Genomic DNA, 19,175 nt, shown 5'->3' with positions numbered 1-19,175 from the left:
AGGACCGACCGGCACTAGGTGCTAAATTTGGGTGGAGTTTCACACATGAACCACATGAAGTCAAGCACTTGTGCAAGATGTCGTGGTGAACATCCTCTCTCCTAGACCGTATGATCGCGAGACTGGGAACTGTCCTAGTGGTATGGGAACCGGATGATCGGCTAGTATGGAAAGTCGAGTCCAGCAAAAATAGCTCCTCCTTCTTTACTGAACCCGTAGTCGATCCGTCCCACGACATTGGGTCGAATGATCCCTCGAAATCCGATACCCGGCGTAATGCGATAGTCCTTGAAGCTTACATTCTTAAACGAGTTGAACACTTGCCCCGTATCGATGAACGGCGCAATCTCGAAATCCGCCATGACCCCGGCCAGACGCGTCCGCAGTATATGAATGCGCTCTTCAATACTGAAGGCAATCAGCTGCTTATCGATGTACCGATCAACACCAAACCCGCGCAGATTATTCGGTCCACCTAACGAGCTCTGCTCGTAAAACGGAACATCCGAGCCGAGTGTGGCTTGGAGATCGCCGCGAATCACCAAAATCGCCCGCTTGGATTCACTCGCAAACATCTTTTTGATTTCGAGACCGTACCTGGAATACAGAGGATCCGCGCTATTTTTGAAGTTGTAGTTCAGCTCAGCATAAGCCGTAACCGCCATCCCATCCGTCGGGGTCACCAAGTTATTCCGCGTGTCATAGTGAAAGCTGATCCGCTGGCCGAGAATCGTCGCCCCTCCCACACCCGGCGCATCGGGGAAAATATCCCTGGAAAAGGGGAGTTCCGTGGCGCCCTGTTGGATCGATTGCATGTGCCGCAATCGCTGGCTCACCGCAATTTGTGTGACCTCGTTCGCATAGACACCGAATTTCCAGTTCAACCTCGTCTCAGGAGCCGTGTAGTTGGACTCACTGCCCTCCACAGTGGTCGGACCAAGCCCGAAAAACCGCACCGTGGCGTTCTTGAAATACATGGCGCTGAACCCAATGCTATACCGGCCATTACTGAAACCCGGGTCGACATAGCTCAACAGGAATTTTCGCTCGATTTCTTCCGTCCAGGACGCGATGCCTCGGAGCTCCTTTCCCCCCGGCTCATAACGGAACAGATTGACGGTTCCACGGGTGCCTACGATCGAATTATAGACCACCATCGGCGCGACCAAATACTTGAGGTCTCCATCCGGTCCGGTGATGAGAGCCGGTACGATCATCCCTACATCATTGCCGTCGTTTTTGCTGGAACTGACGGCAGGAATCGGGAAAAGCCGCACATCGGCGAGCGCGCAGGTGAGCGCAACGGGGCACAGGCCCCAAAGCAGTAGGAGCGCGACACCGACCACAAGGCTACGCATAGACGTACTCATGATTCCGCAAACGACGTTATGGCGCCTTGAGCTTGTCGGTTTTTTTGCGGAGCTGATCGACGAGATCCGAATAGGAAGAGGCGCGGAGAATCTTCGAAAACTGCCCACGGTAGTTGTTCACCAGACTGACGCCGTCTACGATCACGTCATAGACTCGCCAATCATTTGCCTTGTTGATCAAGCGATAATCAAGCGGAATCTCCGTCTTGCCTGACAACACTTTGGTCCTGACTTCCGCGTACTCTTTCTCCGTTAGCTCATTGAGATACTGCACGCCCTCGCCAGAATAGGTTTCGACCTTATCCGCATACGAATTGGTCAGCAACGTTTGAAAGAGCTCGACAAATTCCTGTTTTTGCTGAGGGGTCAGCTGGTTCCAGGGAGCCCCGAGCGCTCGTCGGGACATCTCCGCATAGTCAAACCGTGCCGCCACCACCTTTTCCAGCAGGTTTCGCCGCTCCTCCGCCTTCTCCGGCTGCTTGAGTTCCTTTTCCCGCACGAGGCGGAGCACTTCGTCGATCGTCGCCTTCATGGAGTCCGTCGGAGGCCCCGCGTATCCCGGCACCGCCACCACTCCGAGGCAAAGCACCATCATGAGCACCATGAACCAGGAGCTGCCGCTCCGCTCAGCCCTAGTATTCCTGATCGCTATCATCGCACCCCTCTCTCCGACACCAATATATATCAATGTATATCTAGGTTGGTCTTTCCCGCCACGTCCGCAAACAAGTCCGGTTAGTTGACCTTACCATGAACGTATTGACTCACTAACTCCTCCAAGTCGAGCCCTGATTCCGTATCACGAATGGCATCACCCGGTTTCAAAGGATCTCCTCCTCCTCCCGGCGAAAGCGCAAGGTATTTTTCGCCGATGATCCCCCTGGTTTTGATCGAGGCAATGGTATCGGAGTAGAGCTTCGTCCCATTTTGCACCGCCAACCGCACCATCGCCCGGTCCTCTTTCAGACTGATCCCCTTGACTCGGCCCACCTCCACGCCGGCAACCTCCACAGCCGCTCCGGCTTTCAACCCTGTGGCTGAATTGAACAGCGCATCCACTTCGTAGACATCTCCCCCGATCAGTTCTAATTTGCCGAGTTTTATCGACAGATAGCCTAAGCAGACAATCCCGACCAGCACGAACACTCCGACGACCAGCTCCAACTTGCTTTTCTCCATCATGGCGCTCCTCTAGCGGGCTTTTGCGAATGGTCTGAGACTTCAGCATCCTGCTGGTCCGAAGAACCCGCTTTGGTCAGCGACACCGTGCCGCCGACCGAAATGAATTCCCTGATTTCAGGATCGGTCGTCCGTTGAAATTCTTCCGGCTCCGCCATCACGGCTATTCTCCCACGCTTCAACATCGCAACATAATCCGAAATCCCGAATATCTCCGGAATCTCATGGCTCACCATCACGGCGGTAAACCCGAACTTCCGCTGCATGCTGGTAATCAGATCATGAATCGACTTGGCCATGAGCGGATCGAGTCCCGTCGTCGGCTCGTCGAAAAGAATAATCTCCGGTTGCATCACCAACGCGCGGGCCAGGCCGGCGCGCTTCCGCATGCCCCCGCTCAATTCCGCCGGAAACTTGTGACCCATTCCGGCCAACCCTACTTGTTCCAGCTTTTCATCGACACGGCTGGTCACATCCGGCCCCTTCATTCGCAGTCGCTCTCTGAGGGGAAACGCCACGTTTTCAAAAACGGTCAACGAGTCGAACAGCGCCGCCCCTTGAAACAACATCGCGAACCGTTTGCGCACTTCGTTGAGGGCATGGCCGCGAAGTCGCGAGATCTCGACGCCGTCGACCCACACTTCCCCGGAGTCAGGCTGGAGCAAGCCGATCATGTGCTTGAGCAACACGCTCTTGCCTTCTCCGCTTCGGCCGATGATCGTCGTGAGCTTCCCTTCAGGCACGACAAGGTCGATGCCTCGCAGCACCGGTTGTCCTCCGAACATCTTTGTCACGCCGACGAGCTTCAGCATGGTTACATCAACAACGATGTCAGGAAATAGTCCCAGATGAGAATCAAGACCGACGACAACACGACCGCCTCCGTCGTGGCGGTGCCAAGCCCTTCAGCGCTCATCTTGGTGTAAAATCCTTTATAGCAACAGATCCAGCTCACGATCAGCCCAAAACTAATCGATTTGAGAATGCCGCCGTAGACATCTTTCCATTCCACCGCGGACTCGATGGAGTTCCAATACGAGCCGGCGTTGACGCCAAGCAGTTCCACCCCGACCAGATGGCCGCCGTAGATTCCCACCACGTCGAAGATTGCAACCAACAGCGGCACTCCGATCAACCCGGCGACCAGTTTCGGCGTAATCAGATACTGGAGCGGATTAATGGCCATCGTGTCGAGCGCGTCGATCTGTTCCGTGATCCGCATAATGCCGATCTCCGCGGTAATCGCGGAACCGGCGCGGGCCGTCACCATGAGCGCAGCCAACACCGGCCCCAATTCGCGAATCATGCTGATCGCAACCGCGGAACCTAACAGTCCTTCCGACCCAAACTTTCTTAACGTATAGTAGCCTTGCAGCGCCAGCACCATGCCGGTAAAGGCCGCCGTCAGCACGACAACGAACGTCGACTTGTAGCCGATGAAGTGGAGTTGCTTGATGATTTGGATGCCCCGCAGCGGCGGCCGCGCCAGCCAGGCGAAGGACGTGACCACAAAGATCAGCATCCGACCCATTTCCGCCACATAGGTAAGGGCCCAACGGCCCACGAGCTCGAATAGCTTCATGATCAAGTCGGCGAGAGTTCTTTCTTCGGTCGCTCGGTCGCCATGGCCGCCGCATAGGTCCGGAAAAAGACCCTCAAGGCCTCTGCTGCGATCAGACTTTGTCGACGAAGCCGGCCAAGACCCAAGAGGCATGAAGGGGCGGCCAAGACGGTGCCCATACCTTTGATCCACCCAGTGGGCCTGAGAAAAAGATTGAAGTCAAGCGGAAGATCTTCGTCCTGGAGATCCGAAACGGATCGGATGATCACAAAGGGAACCTGTGCGCGTTGCGCGTGAGCAGCCAACGTTGCACTTTCCATATCGAGGCCGATGGCCTGAATGCTTTGCGCAAGCTTTCGTTTTTCTTGGGCACTGCCGATCACATGATCGGTCGAGATAAATCGCCCGATGCGCTCGAACGGCACCAGGGTCTCGACAAACGTCATCGCGAGATCTCGCTCCTCACCCGGCATATCGAGAATTTCTGACGGCTCGCCACCGGGATTGCCTCGACGCACGACCTCACGACCGACCAAGAGCGCCCCGATATCCGCTGCAATAAGCGCACAGGCAAACCCCGTCGACACCACAAGGTTGAACGATTGGTTGTCGAGCAACTGGGCGGCACATTGTCCCGCTTTATCAGGACCGACGCCGGTTTGAGCCAGCCAATACTCCCTGTCACCTATCGTGCGCACGAAAACCTGGCGGCCACAGATTCGGCGTTCACTCCCAGGAGAGAACGCCGATTGAACAGCCCTCATTTCCCATGGGGTGGCTGCAAAAATGGCGATTCGCTTAGCTGGCGCAGCACCAGTTGAGTGCGTGGAAAGAGAGCCGGAGAGGGTCAATGCTCGGACCGATATGTGTCAGGTCCTTGAATATGATGGCGAAGTTCCTCAGCCCGTATCTTCCCGCGGGAACGGAGGTTACGGTACATCGCCAGAGCCCAGAGTGGGAAGTACTGGCAATACCAATGATAGCGAAGATAAAAGACACGCGGAAATCCCGTGCCGGTATGGCTAATTTCCTCCCACGATCCGTCCTTCATCTGCCAACGCAGGAGAAACTGCACCCCGCGCGCGACACTGAAGGAATCAATCGCACCAGCTGACATCAGCGCCATCAACGCCCATGCGGTTTGTGAGGGTGTGCTGTCCCCTTTCCCGTGAAACTCACACTCATCCCGATAGGAAAGACAAGACTCACCCCACCCGCCATCAGGATTCTGTCTCGATTCCAACCAGGCAACCGCTCGACGGATATACGGCGCTGAAAGATCCTCACCGATGGCTCTGAGCCCTGCCAAGACGGACCAGGTCCCGTAAATATAATTCACACCCCAGCGTCCGTACCAACTGCCGTCTTTCTCCTGCTCTTTTTTCAGAAACGCCAAGGCCGGTCCGGCGGCTGGATGCGTCTTGTCATATCCCAATGCACCGAGCATCTCCAGACAACGCCCGGCCAGATCAGAGGTACTGGGGTCCAAGAGCGCTTTATGATCGGCAAAAGGGATATAGTTGAAGACGACTCGATTGTTGTCTTTATCGTATGCGCCCCAGCCACCGTCGGATCCCTGCATTGCCAAAACCCATTGCATCCCGCGGCGAATAGACTCGTTCAGCTCGTTCTCCTGGCCGGAGATCTTCAATTTGGAGAGCGCCATGATGACCACTGCGGAATCGTCAACATCCGGATATGATTCATTCTCGAACTGGAAGTACCATCCACCCGGTTCTGCGTTCGGCGAGGAAATGATCCAGTCGCCGACTGTCTTGGTTTGCCGGGACATCAGATACCGGCCTGCCTTTTGGAGCGCCGGATGATCCTGCGGCACTCCCGCTTCAACCAGCGCATTCGTGAGCAACGCGGTATCCCAAATGGGAGAAAAACAGGGCTGGAGATGGAGAGTCGGGACGACCTCACTATCGATCATCGCGGAATCGCAAACTTCCAGCGCCTCAATCTCACGAAGCGCCTTAACCACCAATGGGTCATCGGCATCGTATCCCAGGCATTTAAGCGCCATGATGGAGTTGGCCATCGCCGGATAGATGGCACCGAGCCCCCCGGACCCTTTGAGGTGATCCACCATCCAGCAAGCGGCCTTGTGCAACGCCTTTTCCCGTAACACCCGCATGGGCATCCGATCATAGAGTTTCAGCATCACATCCAATGCCACAAAGAAGTTATGCGGAGTGAACCAGGCCTGATCCTTGTTGAACGGAGGGTATTTCCAATAGCGAACCTCCGGGCGCGGGGTCGAATACAACTCATCGATACCTTGTTCACGTGGAATACGACAGACCGGGCGGTGGGCAAAGACGATGAGCAAGGGAATCAGCACGGCCCGAGACCAATACGAGATCGCATAGATGCTGAAGTAGAACTTCTTCGGTAACAACATCAGTTCGACGGGCATGTGGGGAACACCTTCCCAATCGTACTGATCGAACAAGGCCAGCGTGATTTTTGTAAACACGTTGGCTTGTAGGACACCGCCCATCGCCAGAATCCGTTCTTTGGCCCGAACCATAAACGGTTCGTCCGCCGACACACCGCTTAATTTGAGCGCAAAGTATGCCTTAACCGATGCGCTGATCTCCGCCGGGCCGCCGTAATAGATCGGCCATCCGCCATCGGGTAGTTGCGTCGTTTGGAGGTATCGGACAGCCTTCGCCTCTCGATCAGGATCGATCCGATCAAGGAATCGACGCAGCATGATGTATTCGGAGGTCAGCGTGGTGTCCGCTTCCAGCTCGGCAACCCAATACCCTTCGGCATGCTGACGGTTGAAGAACCACGACTGACTCCGCCTGATCGCGTCATCTACCGCATCAGGTTGACTCACGGCATGACCGATGGGCCGGCGAGTAGCTGAAGAATCCAATGACGGTAAAATAACCGGTTTGTCAGAAACCAACCGAAGCGACGCGACAGGAGTCAATTCCGCGGCAGGATCGAGTCGCCCGTGCACAGTCGAGAGTAGGCTGTCGGAGAGGCGATTGAACAACGCCTTGATGATATTCATGAATTTTTATGACTTGATCGACAGGGCTGAGGAGGGTGAAAGACCGGCATCTTGCAATGGTCTCCCTTCGTAAACCTTTTCAATACCCACGGAGAACACACCTGAGGCTTATAACAGACGATTGGAAACGAGTCAAGCGAGGGACCTGAGAAGTGCCTGATGTACCTATAGTTTTTAGCTCGTGTCGTCGATCGGGAACACCACTTCCACAGCATCCATAACTGAACGTTGCGGCATTCCTCCACCATCCACTTCATGCGAGAGACGTCACCCCTCTCTCGTCAAAGCTACAGATAGCACGTGGACAGCACCCTGCACGAAGCGTGACTGATCGACACCGCGATCAGTGCCGGATCGGCATAAGGCAAGAGGCGAAAGTATCCCCCACCGGGAGTAGGAAGCTGAATACCGCAGAGGTTCGCTGTAGGCAGGAGTAACGATCCAGGAATTCATGCCATTCGAGGCACCCCCCCAACCGGCACAGTCACCGGCCCGGTCGCGACTCTCGTTGAGACTTGCAGCGTAAGTAATCTCCGGGCAAAGAAAGTTAGGGCCGCACACCAGTGAACGCGAGACGGAGGCGCCGTTCACCTTTCCCCTGGCGGAGACAGCTCGGGATTTCTTAGGATGACGAATGCTGGTTCGATTGGTGACTTATGCTGCTATTCACAACATATCCTCACCAAGGACACGTGAGTGTGAGTTAGAAAAAGGTGTGCACAGGAAAGCAATGAGGACAAGATGGGAAAAGATTACCGCGTCAAGAGGACAACGAGAGCAACGAAGCTCCACAAGGTGACTGAGAGACGTAGTCCGTTGACAATACCTCTTGCGGACCTCAAAGGGTCATGCTCCAACTCGTCCCTCCGCTCGTACTGCGTCACCCGCAATGGCTCCGCCTCCGCTTTGCAGTTGGGCGTGAGCAGTGCTTCCAAGGTCACATGAGCAAGAGCGACCGACTGTGGGTGGAGCCCTCTATCCTGAATTTGCGAAAGTGCCATGATCCCTCCTCGTTGATGCAGGTTGTGAAGCAGTTTTCACACTCTTGCTAGAGCAACAACGATACCGTGAGTCATTCGCCATTTCATAACAAAACCACTTTCTTTGACCCCACATCCACTATTGGCGGAGAAGAGTGATCACCTCCATAAACTGTTGACAAATTACGTCTTACTTCAATAAGGGCAACCACGTCTCAGTACGTGATGGGAGTACGATCCACAACTCTGTAGCTCTTTCGGATGACTAGAGCCTTTCCCGGCATATGACCTGGACATTCTTGAACAATAAAATGCCAATTACCTACGGGAATTGGCACCTGCAGAGACAAAAGATGCAACGGGTGGTAAGCAGAATGCTGTGTCCGTCACCTGGAGACAAGCCACGGCTGACGGTAAACCCGTCCGAAACGAGTCTAATCAGGACAGTGACGTACGGTGTGAAAACTCCAAATTCTTACGTTGCGCAGAAGCTCGTGGCGCCGGACGGCCGATAGCTATACCGGTTGCAAATCGCCGAGCCTGACGGACACCAATTTCGACACCCCCGGCTCTTCCATCGTGACGCCGAAGAGGGAATCAGCAATGCTCATCGTCCGCTTATTGTGCGTGATGACGAGAAACTGCGCGTTCTGCGCCAGCTCTTTCAAGACTCCGGTAAACCGGCCGATGTTTTCCTCGTCCAGCGGGGCATCGATTTCGTCCAACAGACAGAACGGTGTCGGCCTGATCAGAAAGCTGGCAAACAACAGCGCCATCGCCGTGAGTGTCTTTTCTCCGCCAGACAGCATCGTGATGCTCTTCAGCCGTTTTCCAGGCGGTTGCGCCACGATTTCAATACCCGGCTCTTGACTGCCGGAAGATTCACCGTTTTCAGCCGGCGGCTCATCGACCAACTGCAGCTCGGCCCGCCCGCCAGGGAAGAATTGGCCGAAAACCTCGGTGAACTTCTGCTGCAACTCCTGGTACGTGGCAGCAAACATCTCTTTGGTCGTCTGGTGAATCCGCTGAATAATTTCCTTCAGTGAAGCGATCGAATTCGACAAATCCTGCTCCTGGACTGACAAAAACGTATGGCGTTCTTCCAGCGCTTGGTGCTCGCTGATCGCCGCCAAATTGATGGGGCCCATTCGATCCAGTCGGTCACGGAGCTTCTGCAACTGTTCTTTCAACTCGGCATCGGAGCGGGGCGCAGTTTCTTGGACGGCCGTGGTCTCCGCCTCGTGTATCGGTTCGCTCAACTGCCTAGGATCGTCAATGAGTGTAAGGGGATCAAGCTGATACGTTCCCGACAATGTTCCTTCGACCGTCCCCAGGTGCGTGCGAATTTCTGCTCGGCGAACCTCAACCGTCATTCGAGCGTCTCGTAAGACCGAAATCCCTCGTCGCAACTCTTCCAGACCGGACTCACGCGTTTGACTCGCCACCAGTTGTTGCGCCTGTTGTTCCTGAGCGGCGACCAATTCTCCTTTCACCCGTCCGGCAATGACACCAAGCTCTTGGCAGAGGCCCTCCTGTCGAGCTTGTTCTGTCTGGCTCTGCTCGATGAACCCCTTCAGACTGTTCAGGTGTTCACCCAATGCGCGACGCCGATCTTCCGTCTCCTGAATCTGTTGGGTCACCCGAGTCCGGTTCAGTTGCTCATGTTGCCGTTTGGCTCGCAAGCTCTCTGCGGTCAGCTTTGCCTCGGTCACATGTTCCTGGTGCGTTCTCATATTTTGATCGAGCAGGCCCAGCCGCTCGCGCACCCGCCCCAACATCGTGTCCTGTCCGTTCTTCTCAGCCAGCCACTGACCCAATTGAGTCTGGAGCGAGTGCGATTCTTGTTCCAACCGCTGACCTTCGCTGACACCGTCCTGAATTTCCGTCTCCATCGCAGCGAGTCGATGGTCAAGGTCGTTCAGCACATGCTGAAGCTTCTCCGCATCCTTGCGCAGCGACAGATCCTGCATCTCGGCGTCACGAAGCGCATCTCCGAGTCGGCGGTCCTGCTGAGTGAGCATCTGGATCTGGACGGACACCATCTCCCGCTGTTGCTTGCTCTGATCGAGCTCCGTCACGAGCACCTGGCGTTTGGTTTCAAGATCGATCACCTCGCGCCGGCGTTCCAGCAACCCCGGCGTTCCTTGAACCTGACCACCCGTCACCATACCCGACGCATCCACCACTTCCCCGTCCAGAGACACTAGGATGGGACCGTCCGGAGCGCTCCACGCATGTTGCTCCCACAATTGCATTGCCTGGTCCAATGAGCGAACAATGACGACACGATCGAACAACGAATCGCGAGCCGCCGTTCGAGCCGCGTCGGTTTGAACCAGATCCACGGCGAGCCCGACAACGCCCGGCTGCGCCGCGATCGACGTCCACCAGTCATGAGTCCGTCCGCCTTCCCATCGTGGGCGCTGTGGGATAAAGCTGCCTCGCCCCAGCGATTCTTGTTGAAGGAATCGAATCAACCGTCGCCCGACGGACGGTTCATCCACAAACCACCCTCGAACGCGCTCCCCCAACACCGCCTCCACCGCCCGTTCCATCCCTGACGGAACCACCAACCATTCAGCCACCGCATCCCGTACCCCGTCGCAAGACTTCAAGGCGGGACCTTGCTGGGCCCCCTGCCGACCGTAGCCCATCTCCTCACGAACCACACCCTGCAATGCCTCAAGACGGGAATCCACTCCGGCCAGCTCTTCCGAACGTCGTAAGATTACCGGGTCCAGCGACTGGAGCACGCTCGTCGCTTGAGCGGCCTCTTCTTGCACGGTCCGTTGCTCCGTCCGAAGTTGCGTGACCAGGCGATCGGCCTCTCCATATTCCTTGCGCAAGATCTCGTAGCGTTCGATCGCCGATTCACGTTGGCTGCGCAGTTCGTCCCGCTCCGAGGATAAGCGAATACCGCGGCCCGCGAGATCGTCCATTCGCTTGGCCAATTGCGAGATGCCTTGTTCTGTATTCGCGACAAGCACCGCCAATTGCAGCACATCTTTGCGCCCTCGCTCCTCTTCCGCAACGGCTGCAGCCCGTTGATTGAGCAAGCGCATCAGCTCTTCATCGAGTTCCCCGAGAATCCGATCCCGAATCGCCATCTCCTCTTCGACCGACGTCAATGATGACTCGATGGCGTGAAGGCCGGCGGCCAGCTGCTCTTGTGATCGGACCAGTTCTTCCAGCTCAGCCGACTCCTGTACCTGTTGTTGGCTGAATAACAGTCCTCGATTTCGTTCGACCTCCGCCGCCGTCAGCGCGTGGGCCTGCCGCTGTTCGACGCCCGCCAGTTCCTCCCGAATCTTCCCGATGGAATCGGCGGTCGCGATCGCATCAAGGCGAGCCTGTTCGAGCTCTGTTGTCAATCGAGCCAGGTCGGCCGCTTTCTCAGACTCTTGTTGATCCAGGTTCAGAACGTCGGTGTCCGCCTCCTGCAACGTCTGTCGCAACACCTTGAATTCCCGGGTCAACAATATCACTTCGATTTCACGCGCCTCCCCCTGCAATGCCTGAAACGTGCGAGCCTGGCGCGCTTGGCGTTCCAACGAATTGAGTTGCTTCTTGACCTCCGCCACGATGTCTCGGACACGCAAGAGATTCTGCTGCGTCGATTCCAACTTCCGCAACGCCTCGGCCTTTTGCTTCTTATACCGGACGATGCCCGCAGTCTCCTCGATCAGTTCACGCCGGTCTTGCGGCGATGCATTCAGAATCTGATCGATCTGGCCCTGGGCAATGACCGTGTGTCCTTTGCTCCCAGCCCGTGTATCGAGCAACAAACTGCGGATATCCTTCAACCTGCAGTGAATCTTGTTGATGAGATACTCACTCTCACCGTTGCGGTACAACCGGCGGGTAATCATCATCTCTTGCGCTTCAGTCAGCTCGCTTGGAAGCCCCGAGCCACCATCCAACCTCATCATCGTGGGATCAAGACCGCCGATCACCAGCGACACCTCCGCCATTCCCAAGGGTTTGCGAAGTTCGGTGCCGTTAAAAATGACGTCTTCCATCTTTTCGCTTCTGAGGGTTTTGGTGCTTTGCTCGCCTAACACCCATAGGATGGCATCTACGACATTGCTCTTTCCGCTCCCATTCGGACCGACGATCGCGGTGACTCCCTCGGGAAATTCAATCTTGGCTTCCGCGAACGACTTGAAGCCCATCATGCTCATGGATTTCAGATGCATCGGCTCACCTTCGTTACGCCCACATCAGGCACGTGCGAGAAACAAAAAAGTTTCCGGCCTTGTATCACAAGGGTTCTGAGAAATCAAAATAAAACACATTGCATGGTGTGCGGTTGATATGGCCCTACAACATGTAGGGCCATATGGGATATGCGCGGATGGCACCGCCGGCTAACCAGCGATGCTACCTACCGGCTTTTTCGAGGATTCTATCTGGACAAGTTCCTTCGGCAAGAGGAATTCGACGTCTTCCTCGATCACCGTGAGTTCTTCAACATCGGACGGTTCCGACGCTCTCAGGAACGCAACCACCTCCGTGACCAGGATTTCCGGAGCTGACGCGCCGGCCGCAATCCCGACTGCCTTGGCCCCTTGCAGCCACGCAGGATCAATGTCGGCGGCTGAATCGATCAGATACGACGGAATGCCGCATTGTTCCCCCAATTCGCGGAGACGATTGGAATTGGAGCTGTTCGGCGACCCGATGACCAGAATGACGTCCACCAAACGAGACAATTCCTTGACGGCATTCTGCCGGTTTTGCGTTGCGTAGCAGATGTCTTCCTGATGTGGACCCTTGATGTTGGGAAATCGCTGATGCAATGCGCCGACGATGTCCCGACATTCATCTACACTCAGCGTCGTCTGTGTGACATACGACAGATTGACGGTGTTGTCCACCTGCAGCTTTTCTACGTCTTCCACCGAAGACACCAAATGAAACTTGTCGGGAACCTGACCCAGCGTCCCGATCACTTCCGGGTGACCGGCGTGACCGATCAAAATCAATTCATACCCCTGGGTATAATCGCGGTTGACTTCGTTGTGAACCTTGATCACGAGCGGGCAGGTTGCATCGATCACGTGCAGACGACGATGATTCGCTTCTTCCCACACCGACTTCGCCACGCCATGCGCGCTGAAAATGACGACCGACCCCTCAGGCACTTCGTTCAACTCTTCCACAAAGACCGCGCCTTTTCGTCGGAGCGAATTCACGACGTGTCGGCTATGGACGATCTCGTGACGAACATAAATCGGAGCGCCGTACTTCTTGAGCGACAAATCCACGATATCGATCGCCCGATCGACACCGGCGCAAAACCCACGGGGATTGGCGAGATATATCTTCATGATGGCGGAACTCCTCGGTTCAGCACTAAAACCATGTCGGCATATAAGGGCTGACGATACGTCAGATCAGCGGGTCTCGTCAACCGAATTGCTTGCACCGCCAACGTCAGAGGTCTTCCTCCCATATTGAGATCATACTGGAGTATCTGCGTGCGCATCATCGCCAAGCGGACTCTTCGTGATTTCCGGCAACGGCAACCTCAGGCGAAGGCTCCTTTGGAAGCCTGACATCAAGAAGCCGCGCGAGCCGATTGGGCTTCGCCGTCGGCAGTGAAACTCCGCTTCAGGACCGTCGGTCGTATCGCAGGATAACCGAGTGGTCTTCAACATCACGTGCAATCACTATCGTATCGTGACCAAGATCAATTGCCCTTATCGAATCGTCGCATACGCTTTATTGGAATGCATAAAGAAGAGTACGACTCTGCCGATGTCACAACAATATGACGGTTCGGAGGAACTATGACCATTGCGCCGATCAGATCAAAGCGAGACTATGAACGAGCGCCGCGCCGTATCGAAGAACTGATGGGTGCCAAGCCAAGGACCAAAGCGGCATCCCCGACCACAGGCGAGTTGACAAACACCGTCATTTGTACGTGTGCTCATCCCGCTTGGCAAGTTTCAAGATCACTACCTTTTTTTGTTGATCGTCGACATCGTACAGCACCCGGTAAGGACCGATGCGGAGGCGGTACTCAGCCGTGAATTGCGACACGATGAGCCGACCGGCGAGCTTCTTGGTCCGTTTGCCCTGAGGCTTCGGATTCGTCGCGAGAGTTCGAATGGCTGTGACAATAGCGTCGCGGTAGTCGGCGGCAACATGCTCTAACGACTTTTGAAATGCACGCTCGACTCGCTCGCTCGGAAAGACAACTTCGTAGGGCAACTATAGCCCCATCTTTTTGAAGAGACGTTCGGCAGGAACCTGTTTGCCTTGGGCGTGCTCGGCGCGCGCCCGTTCAATTTCGCCGAGGAGCTTCTTGTCCTTCAGCTCATCAAGGGTTTCGACCAAGTCCAACATGTCTTCGTAGGGCACAAGGAATGAGACGGGTTTTCCATGGGACACCACCAGGGAGGGAGACTTTGAACGGATGAGTTTGGAAAGTTGCGCCTGTGCCTCCCGCACATTGACCGGCCTGGCATTTCGAAGCAAGTTACTCGCGCCCATTCGTATCTCCGTTTGTATGGCAGTTGTATAGACATTAGCAGGTTCGGTTCCGGCCCGCAAGGTGATTATTGAACAACATGCGGACACGCTGTGGAAACAGCTCGCATCGCGCAAGCGGATCACAAGTCGGGTCAGTTGTGCCGGTTGCTATCCTCTACGGAGGCAATAAAAATGGCGCACGGCTAAAAGATACGGAGCACGCATGCCGGGCCGGACTGCCGCACTCGCGAAACTTACTCCTCCCAGACTCTATGCAGTAACCCCTCGTGAGCGCCTCTTCACATTGGTCAAAGAACGATGTCGGCACCACCCGTTGATTTGGGTGGCCGGTCCTCCGGGAGCGGGCAAGACTTCCCTCGTCGCCAGTTATCTCGCCGCGCACAAGCAGCGCGCGCTGTGGTATCACGTCGATCCCGGCGATGCCGATCTTGCCACATTTTTTCACTACCTTGCGCTGGCCGCTCAAGCCGCGGCCGGGCGGAGGCGGCTTCGCTTACCGGCACTGACGCCGGAATTCATGGCGGATGTGCCGGGATTCACGAGACGGTTCATGCGCGAGCTGTGGTCGAAGGTTCCCCTGCCGGCGGTGTTGGTTCTCGACAATTATCAAGAGGTACCGGTCGGGGCGGCCCTTCACAGTATACTTCCCATCGCGCTCGCCGAGTTTCCAGAGGGAGCGGCGCTCATTAGCATCAGCCGTGGAGAAGCGCCTGAGCCGTTTGTAAGAGAACTGGTGCACAATGGGGTGGGACACATTCGGTGGGAAGATTTGAGACTCACCTTCGAAGAAACCGCCTCATTAGCAAGGTCTGTATCAGACATCGATGAAGAAGCTCTTCGGTCTCTTCATGCTAGAGCCAACGGTTGGGTGGCCGGCACGATACTGTTGTTGGAACGGATCAAGGTGAATGAAAGCCTAAGCATGCCCGCTCCACCCGAAACAAAGACTGAAGTATTTCACTACTTCGCAAAACAAGTGTTCATGGGCATGGATTCACGCACCAGAGAAGTCTTGATGCGCACGGCGCTTCTCCCGTGGGTGACGGGGCCCATGGCTGAAGAGGTCAGCGGGAATCCCGATGCCGCGCGGATCGTTCGCGATCTGTACGAACGAGGGCTGTTCGTGGATCGGCGCGCCGACGCGCAGGTGCGCTATCAGTACCATGATCTGTTCCGGGAGTTTCTTCTCTATCAAGGCCGCGCGCATTTCGACGCGGAGGCACTGCAAAGTATCACGCACACCGCCGCGCAAGTGGCCGAGCGGCATGGGCAGCAGGATACAGCCGTCGCGCTCTACGCGGAGACACAATCATGGGATGATCTCAGCCGGCTGATCTGCGAGATAGCTGAGAAGTTGCTCCAACAAGGACGAAACCAAACGTTACAGAGATACATATCGCTCTTTCCGCATGACGAGCAGGAACAACGGCCATGGCTACTGTACTGGTCTGGAATCAGCCGATTAGTGTTCGATCCGATCACCGCCCGAACGGATTTAGAAACGGCGTATCACCTCTTTAAAGCTACTGGGGGTGACGTTACTGGATTGCTTCTCACCTGCAGCGGCATTATTGAGGCCTACTATTGTCGCGCGGATGATATGGCCCCTGCTATTATCTGGGGAGACCGGCTTCATAAAATCCTTCAGCAGCATAATGGATTTCCCTCTTCAGCCACTAAGGTAAACGTACTTGCAAATCTTCAAGGACTGATCTTCGCCTGCCCACATCACCAGCTGCTCGAAGAACTGGATCAATCCTTAGACCAAATCCTCAATGAGATAGAAGATCCGGCTGCTCGCGTAGGTGTGGCAACCACATTCATGAACCTGATGCTCTGGAGAGGAGAATTCCCTCGCCTGCGCCAAACTCTGGGTAGCTTAACCACACGGAATAAGGGTGTCATTCTTTCGCCTGTATATCTCTTAACCTGGAAGGCAATGGAAGCACATTACGCATGGGGCACCGGCCATCCTGCACAGGCGACGGCAAAGCTAGAGGAGGCGCTTGGGATCGCAGAAAGGCACGGGCTCCTGGTGTTCAGGACGTTAGTGAGAGCCTGTCAGGCATGTAATGCATCGGTCGTCGGAGACAATCAAGGGGTGGAAAGATTCGCTGACCTATTGGAAGAGGAAAATCATTTCAACCAACAATTCTCCCTTGGGCTGTGTAGTCACTACCGGGCGGCGGCATCACTCATGAGAGGAGATTTTTCTTCAGCTCTCGACTTTGCCTTATCAGCAGTCGAAAAAATCAGTTCCCTCTGTCTGCCTTACTTTGCTGGTTATGTCCATAGTGGAATGGCAAAGGTATTGATTGGATTGAGTGAAATGGAGAAGGCCCGCGAGCATTTGGGGACGGTAATTGACTATGCTCGAGTGATACGCAGTCCTTGGATGAGAGCAGAATGTCATATGACGTTCGCACACTCCCATCTGCTAGATGGTCAATTTGATCTGGTTAATGAACATCTTCGAAAAGGGCTGGGAATTGCTTGTCGTCACGACTACCTCGTATTGGACTTTTGGTGGCGACCAAAGGTGATGGCCGATCTTTTGACTCATGCACTGGAGGCGGATATCGAGATCGAGTACGTCCGCAGCGTGATCCGTCGCCGTAACCTGCGCGCTCCTTCTGCTGGAGTGAAACACTGGCCTTACCCGGTAAGGATTACCACCTTGGGGAAATTCGAAGTGGCGATTGATGACGTTTCGCTGACCACCACCGGGAAGACTCAACGCAAGCCCCTCGAACTCTTAAAGTACCTCTGTGCAGCTGGACCATCAGGAGCGAATCAAGAACTCATTGAAGAAGCCTTGTGGCCAGAGGCCGATGGCGAAGCGGCCGACCAGGCCTTTCGGACGACGCTGCACCGCCTCCAAAAACTCCTGCGTCATGATGACGCGGTGCAACTTTCCGATCGGCACGTCTCGCTCGATCCATCGCTGGTGTCGCTGGATCACGTGGCATTTGAACGTTTAGCCCATGACGTTGATCGCGCAGACACCATCGCCATTGAGCGCGTGCTCAGCTTCTATCATGGACATTTCCTGCAAGGCGAGACTGCTTCCTGGGCTTTGCCAGTTCGAGAACGATTGCGCGCACAGTTCCTCGATCTCACCGAACGGCTGGGCGCACTCTTGGAAGAGCGCGGTCAAGTTGGCGACGCGGCGCAAAAGTATTTGCATGCGCTTGAGGTGGAGCCGGTTGCGGAAGTGATGTGCCGGCGGGTGATGATGACCTATGTGCGGCTAGGACGTCGATCGGAGGCCATCGGCGTGTATCAGCGATTCAGCCAAGCACTCCATACCAAACTCGGCGTCCCGCCGACTCCGGAAACCGTGTCGCTGTATTACACCATTAGTAAAACCTAGGGAAGATCTGATTAATTCACGTTTCCACTCGGCAATCTGTTTCTGGGGTGATCACCAGGGTGAATTCGGTGGGCATCCGCTGGCTCGGAAGCCTTTTTATCGGGCGCACCCACCGTCCGATGGCCCGCTGTCCGCCTCCGGACACACGTCTTCTACGTCCCCGCCATGAGCCGCCGTCGCGCTACGTACAGATTCGCCAACCCGCAGCTGATATGCAGCCAATGGGTATTCTTCGCCAACCCGCGATAGCGGACTTTGGCCCAGCCGAAGATGCGCTTGATCACCAAGAACGTATGCTCCACTTTGGCCCGCACTTTCGATTTCGTCCGGTTCCTGGCCCGCTCCTCCTCACTCAGCGGTCGATAGCGGTATGCTTTCGCCTGGATGAAACTCTTGGCCTTAGGCGCATGCTGCCGGATCACCTCGCGTTGCCCACTGTAGGCGGCATCGCCCCACACCCGAGTCTCCTGGCCATGCAGCAACTCCGGTAACATCTGACTGTCATGCACATTGGCAGCGGTCGCCGCGACCGAATGAATCAGTTTCGTCTGGCTGTCCACGCCGATATGGGCCTTCATACCGAAATACCACTGATTGCCCTTCTTGGTCTGATGCATCTCGGGATCCCGCTCCTTTGTCCGGTTCTTCGTCGAACTGGGCGCACTGATGATGGTCGCATCGACGATGGTGCCGCGGCTCACCTGGAGCCCTTGCTTCGTCAGATACGCACCGATCTGTGCAAAGAGCTGCTCACCCAACTGGTGGGCTTCCAGGAGGTGGCGAAACTTGCAGATCGTCGTCTCATCGGGTACGGGCTCACGGCCCAGATCAATCCCGACGAACTGTCGCATGGCCCGTGAGTCATACAGCGCTTCTTCCACAGCTGGGTCCGACAGGTTAAACCACTGTTGCAGGCAATGGAGGCGCAGCATGCGTTCGATCCCGACCGGTGGACGCCCCGGCCCATCGGCCTTGGGATAAACCGGCTCGATCACGGCCACTAATTCCGCCCATGGCACCACGCGATTCATCTCGTCGAGGAACTGCTCACGGCGGGTGGGCTTGCGATATTGCTCAAACGTGACCTCGGCAAACGTCGATTGCTGCATAGATGCGCCTCCTCATCAGGACTGCGTGTCCTTTAGCACATCCCGCGGGAAGAATAAATCAGACCTTCCCT

Annotated in this window: 13 protein-coding genes; 1 reads left to right on the top strand and 12 read right to left on the bottom strand. The window is 55.7% G+C overall.

What is annotated here, in order from left to right:
* Positions 1–161: 161 nt before the first annotated feature.
* The 11 genes from COMA2_RS15380 to COMA2_RS15320 all read right to left on the bottom strand — a co-directional run bounded on the left by COMA2_RS15380 (position 162) and on the right by COMA2_RS15320 (position 14,622).
* Positions 162–1,358, bottom strand: a complete 1,197-nt coding sequence (locus COMA2_RS15380; protein ID WP_175304651.1) for a BamA/TamA family outer membrane protein — start codon at positions 1,356–1,358, stop codon at positions 162–164.
* Between the two features lie 28 nt (positions 1,359–1,386).
* On the bottom strand, positions 1,387–2,025 hold the full coding sequence (locus tag COMA2_RS15375) for an MlaC/ttg2D family ABC transporter substrate-binding protein (RefSeq protein ID WP_175304650.1): 639 nt from the start codon (positions 2,023–2,025) through the stop codon (positions 1,387–1,389).
* 80 nt (positions 2,026–2,105) lie between these two features.
* On the bottom strand, positions 2,106–2,549 hold the full coding sequence (gene mlaD, locus COMA2_RS15370; RefSeq protein WP_090900232.1) for an outer membrane lipid asymmetry maintenance protein MlaD: 444 nt from the start codon (positions 2,547–2,549) through the stop codon (positions 2,106–2,108).
* Positions 2,549–3,361 (bottom strand): ABC transporter ATP-binding protein, encoded by an 813-nt coding sequence (locus COMA2_RS15365; RefSeq protein ID WP_090900229.1) that lies wholly within the window; start codon positions 3,359–3,361, stop codon positions 2,549–2,551. The genes mlaD and COMA2_RS15365 overlap by 1 nt, the downstream gene beginning before the upstream one ends.
* A 2-nt stretch (positions 3,362–3,363) precedes the next feature.
* Positions 3,364–4,131 carry an MlaE family ABC transporter permease gene (locus COMA2_RS15360; protein WP_090900226.1) on the bottom strand — a complete coding sequence of 256 codons (768 nt, stop codon included), beginning with the start codon at positions 4,129–4,131 and terminating at the stop codon, positions 3,364–3,366.
* Positions 4,132–4,133: 2 nt separating this feature from the next.
* The gene (locus COMA2_RS15355; RefSeq protein WP_281176456.1) at positions 4,134–4,961 is read right to left on the bottom strand and encodes a 5'-methylthioadenosine/S-adenosylhomocysteine nucleosidase family protein; all 828 of its coding nucleotides are present in this window, start codon (positions 4,959–4,961) and stop codon (positions 4,134–4,136) included.
* Entirely contained in the window at positions 4,958–7,141 is a 2,184-nt protein-coding gene (shc, locus tag COMA2_RS15350; RefSeq protein ID WP_090900220.1) for a squalene--hopene cyclase, read from the bottom strand. Before shc ends, COMA2_RS15355 begins: the two co-directional genes overlap by 4 nt.
* Before the next feature lie 1,495 nt (positions 7,142–8,636).
* The gene (smc, locus tag COMA2_RS15340) at positions 8,637–12,317 is read right to left on the bottom strand and encodes a chromosome segregation protein SMC (protein ID WP_090900213.1); all 3,681 of its coding nucleotides are present in this window, start codon (positions 12,315–12,317) and stop codon (positions 8,637–8,639) included.
* A gap of 171 nt (positions 12,318–12,488) precedes the next feature.
* Positions 12,489–13,451 carry a 4-hydroxy-3-methylbut-2-enyl diphosphate reductase gene (gene ispH, locus COMA2_RS15335; RefSeq protein WP_090900211.1) on the bottom strand — a complete coding sequence of 321 codons (963 nt, stop codon included), beginning with the start codon at positions 13,449–13,451 and terminating at the stop codon, positions 12,489–12,491.
* A 589-nt stretch (positions 13,452–14,040) separates the two neighbouring features.
* Positions 14,041–14,340, bottom strand: a complete 300-nt coding sequence (locus COMA2_RS15325; RefSeq protein ID WP_090900206.1) for a type II toxin-antitoxin system RelE family toxin — start codon at positions 14,338–14,340, stop codon at positions 14,041–14,043.
* Entirely contained in the window at positions 14,341–14,622 is a 282-nt protein-coding gene (locus COMA2_RS15320) for a type II toxin-antitoxin system Phd/YefM family antitoxin (protein ID WP_090900203.1), read from the bottom strand.
* A gap of 202 nt (positions 14,623–14,824) precedes the next feature.
* On the opposite strand from COMA2_RS15320, the gene COMA2_RS15315 reads away from it, so the two are divergent.
* Positions 14,825–17,995 carry an ATP-binding protein gene (locus COMA2_RS15315; protein ID WP_090900200.1) on the top strand — a complete coding sequence of 1,057 codons (3,171 nt, stop codon included), beginning with the start codon at positions 14,825–14,827 and terminating at the stop codon, positions 17,993–17,995.
* A gap of 152 nt (positions 17,996–18,147) precedes the next feature.
* Here COMA2_RS15315 and COMA2_RS15310 read toward each other — a convergent pair whose 3' ends face one another.
* Positions 18,148–19,104: an IS5 family transposase gene (locus COMA2_RS15310; protein WP_090894682.1), complete on the bottom strand. Its 957-nt coding sequence runs from the start codon at positions 19,102–19,104 to the stop codon at positions 18,148–18,150.
* Positions 19,105–19,175: the final 71 nt, after the last annotated feature.

Origin of the sequence: Candidatus Nitrospira nitrificans, assembly GCF_001458775.1 — a bacterium.
GTDB classification, from domain to species: domain Bacteria; phylum Nitrospirota; class Nitrospiria; order Nitrospirales; family Nitrospiraceae; genus Nitrospira_D; species Nitrospira_D nitrificans.
The sequence above is the reverse complement of the archived record's forward strand: the minus strand, read 5'-3'. Positions and strand labels throughout refer to the sequence as shown.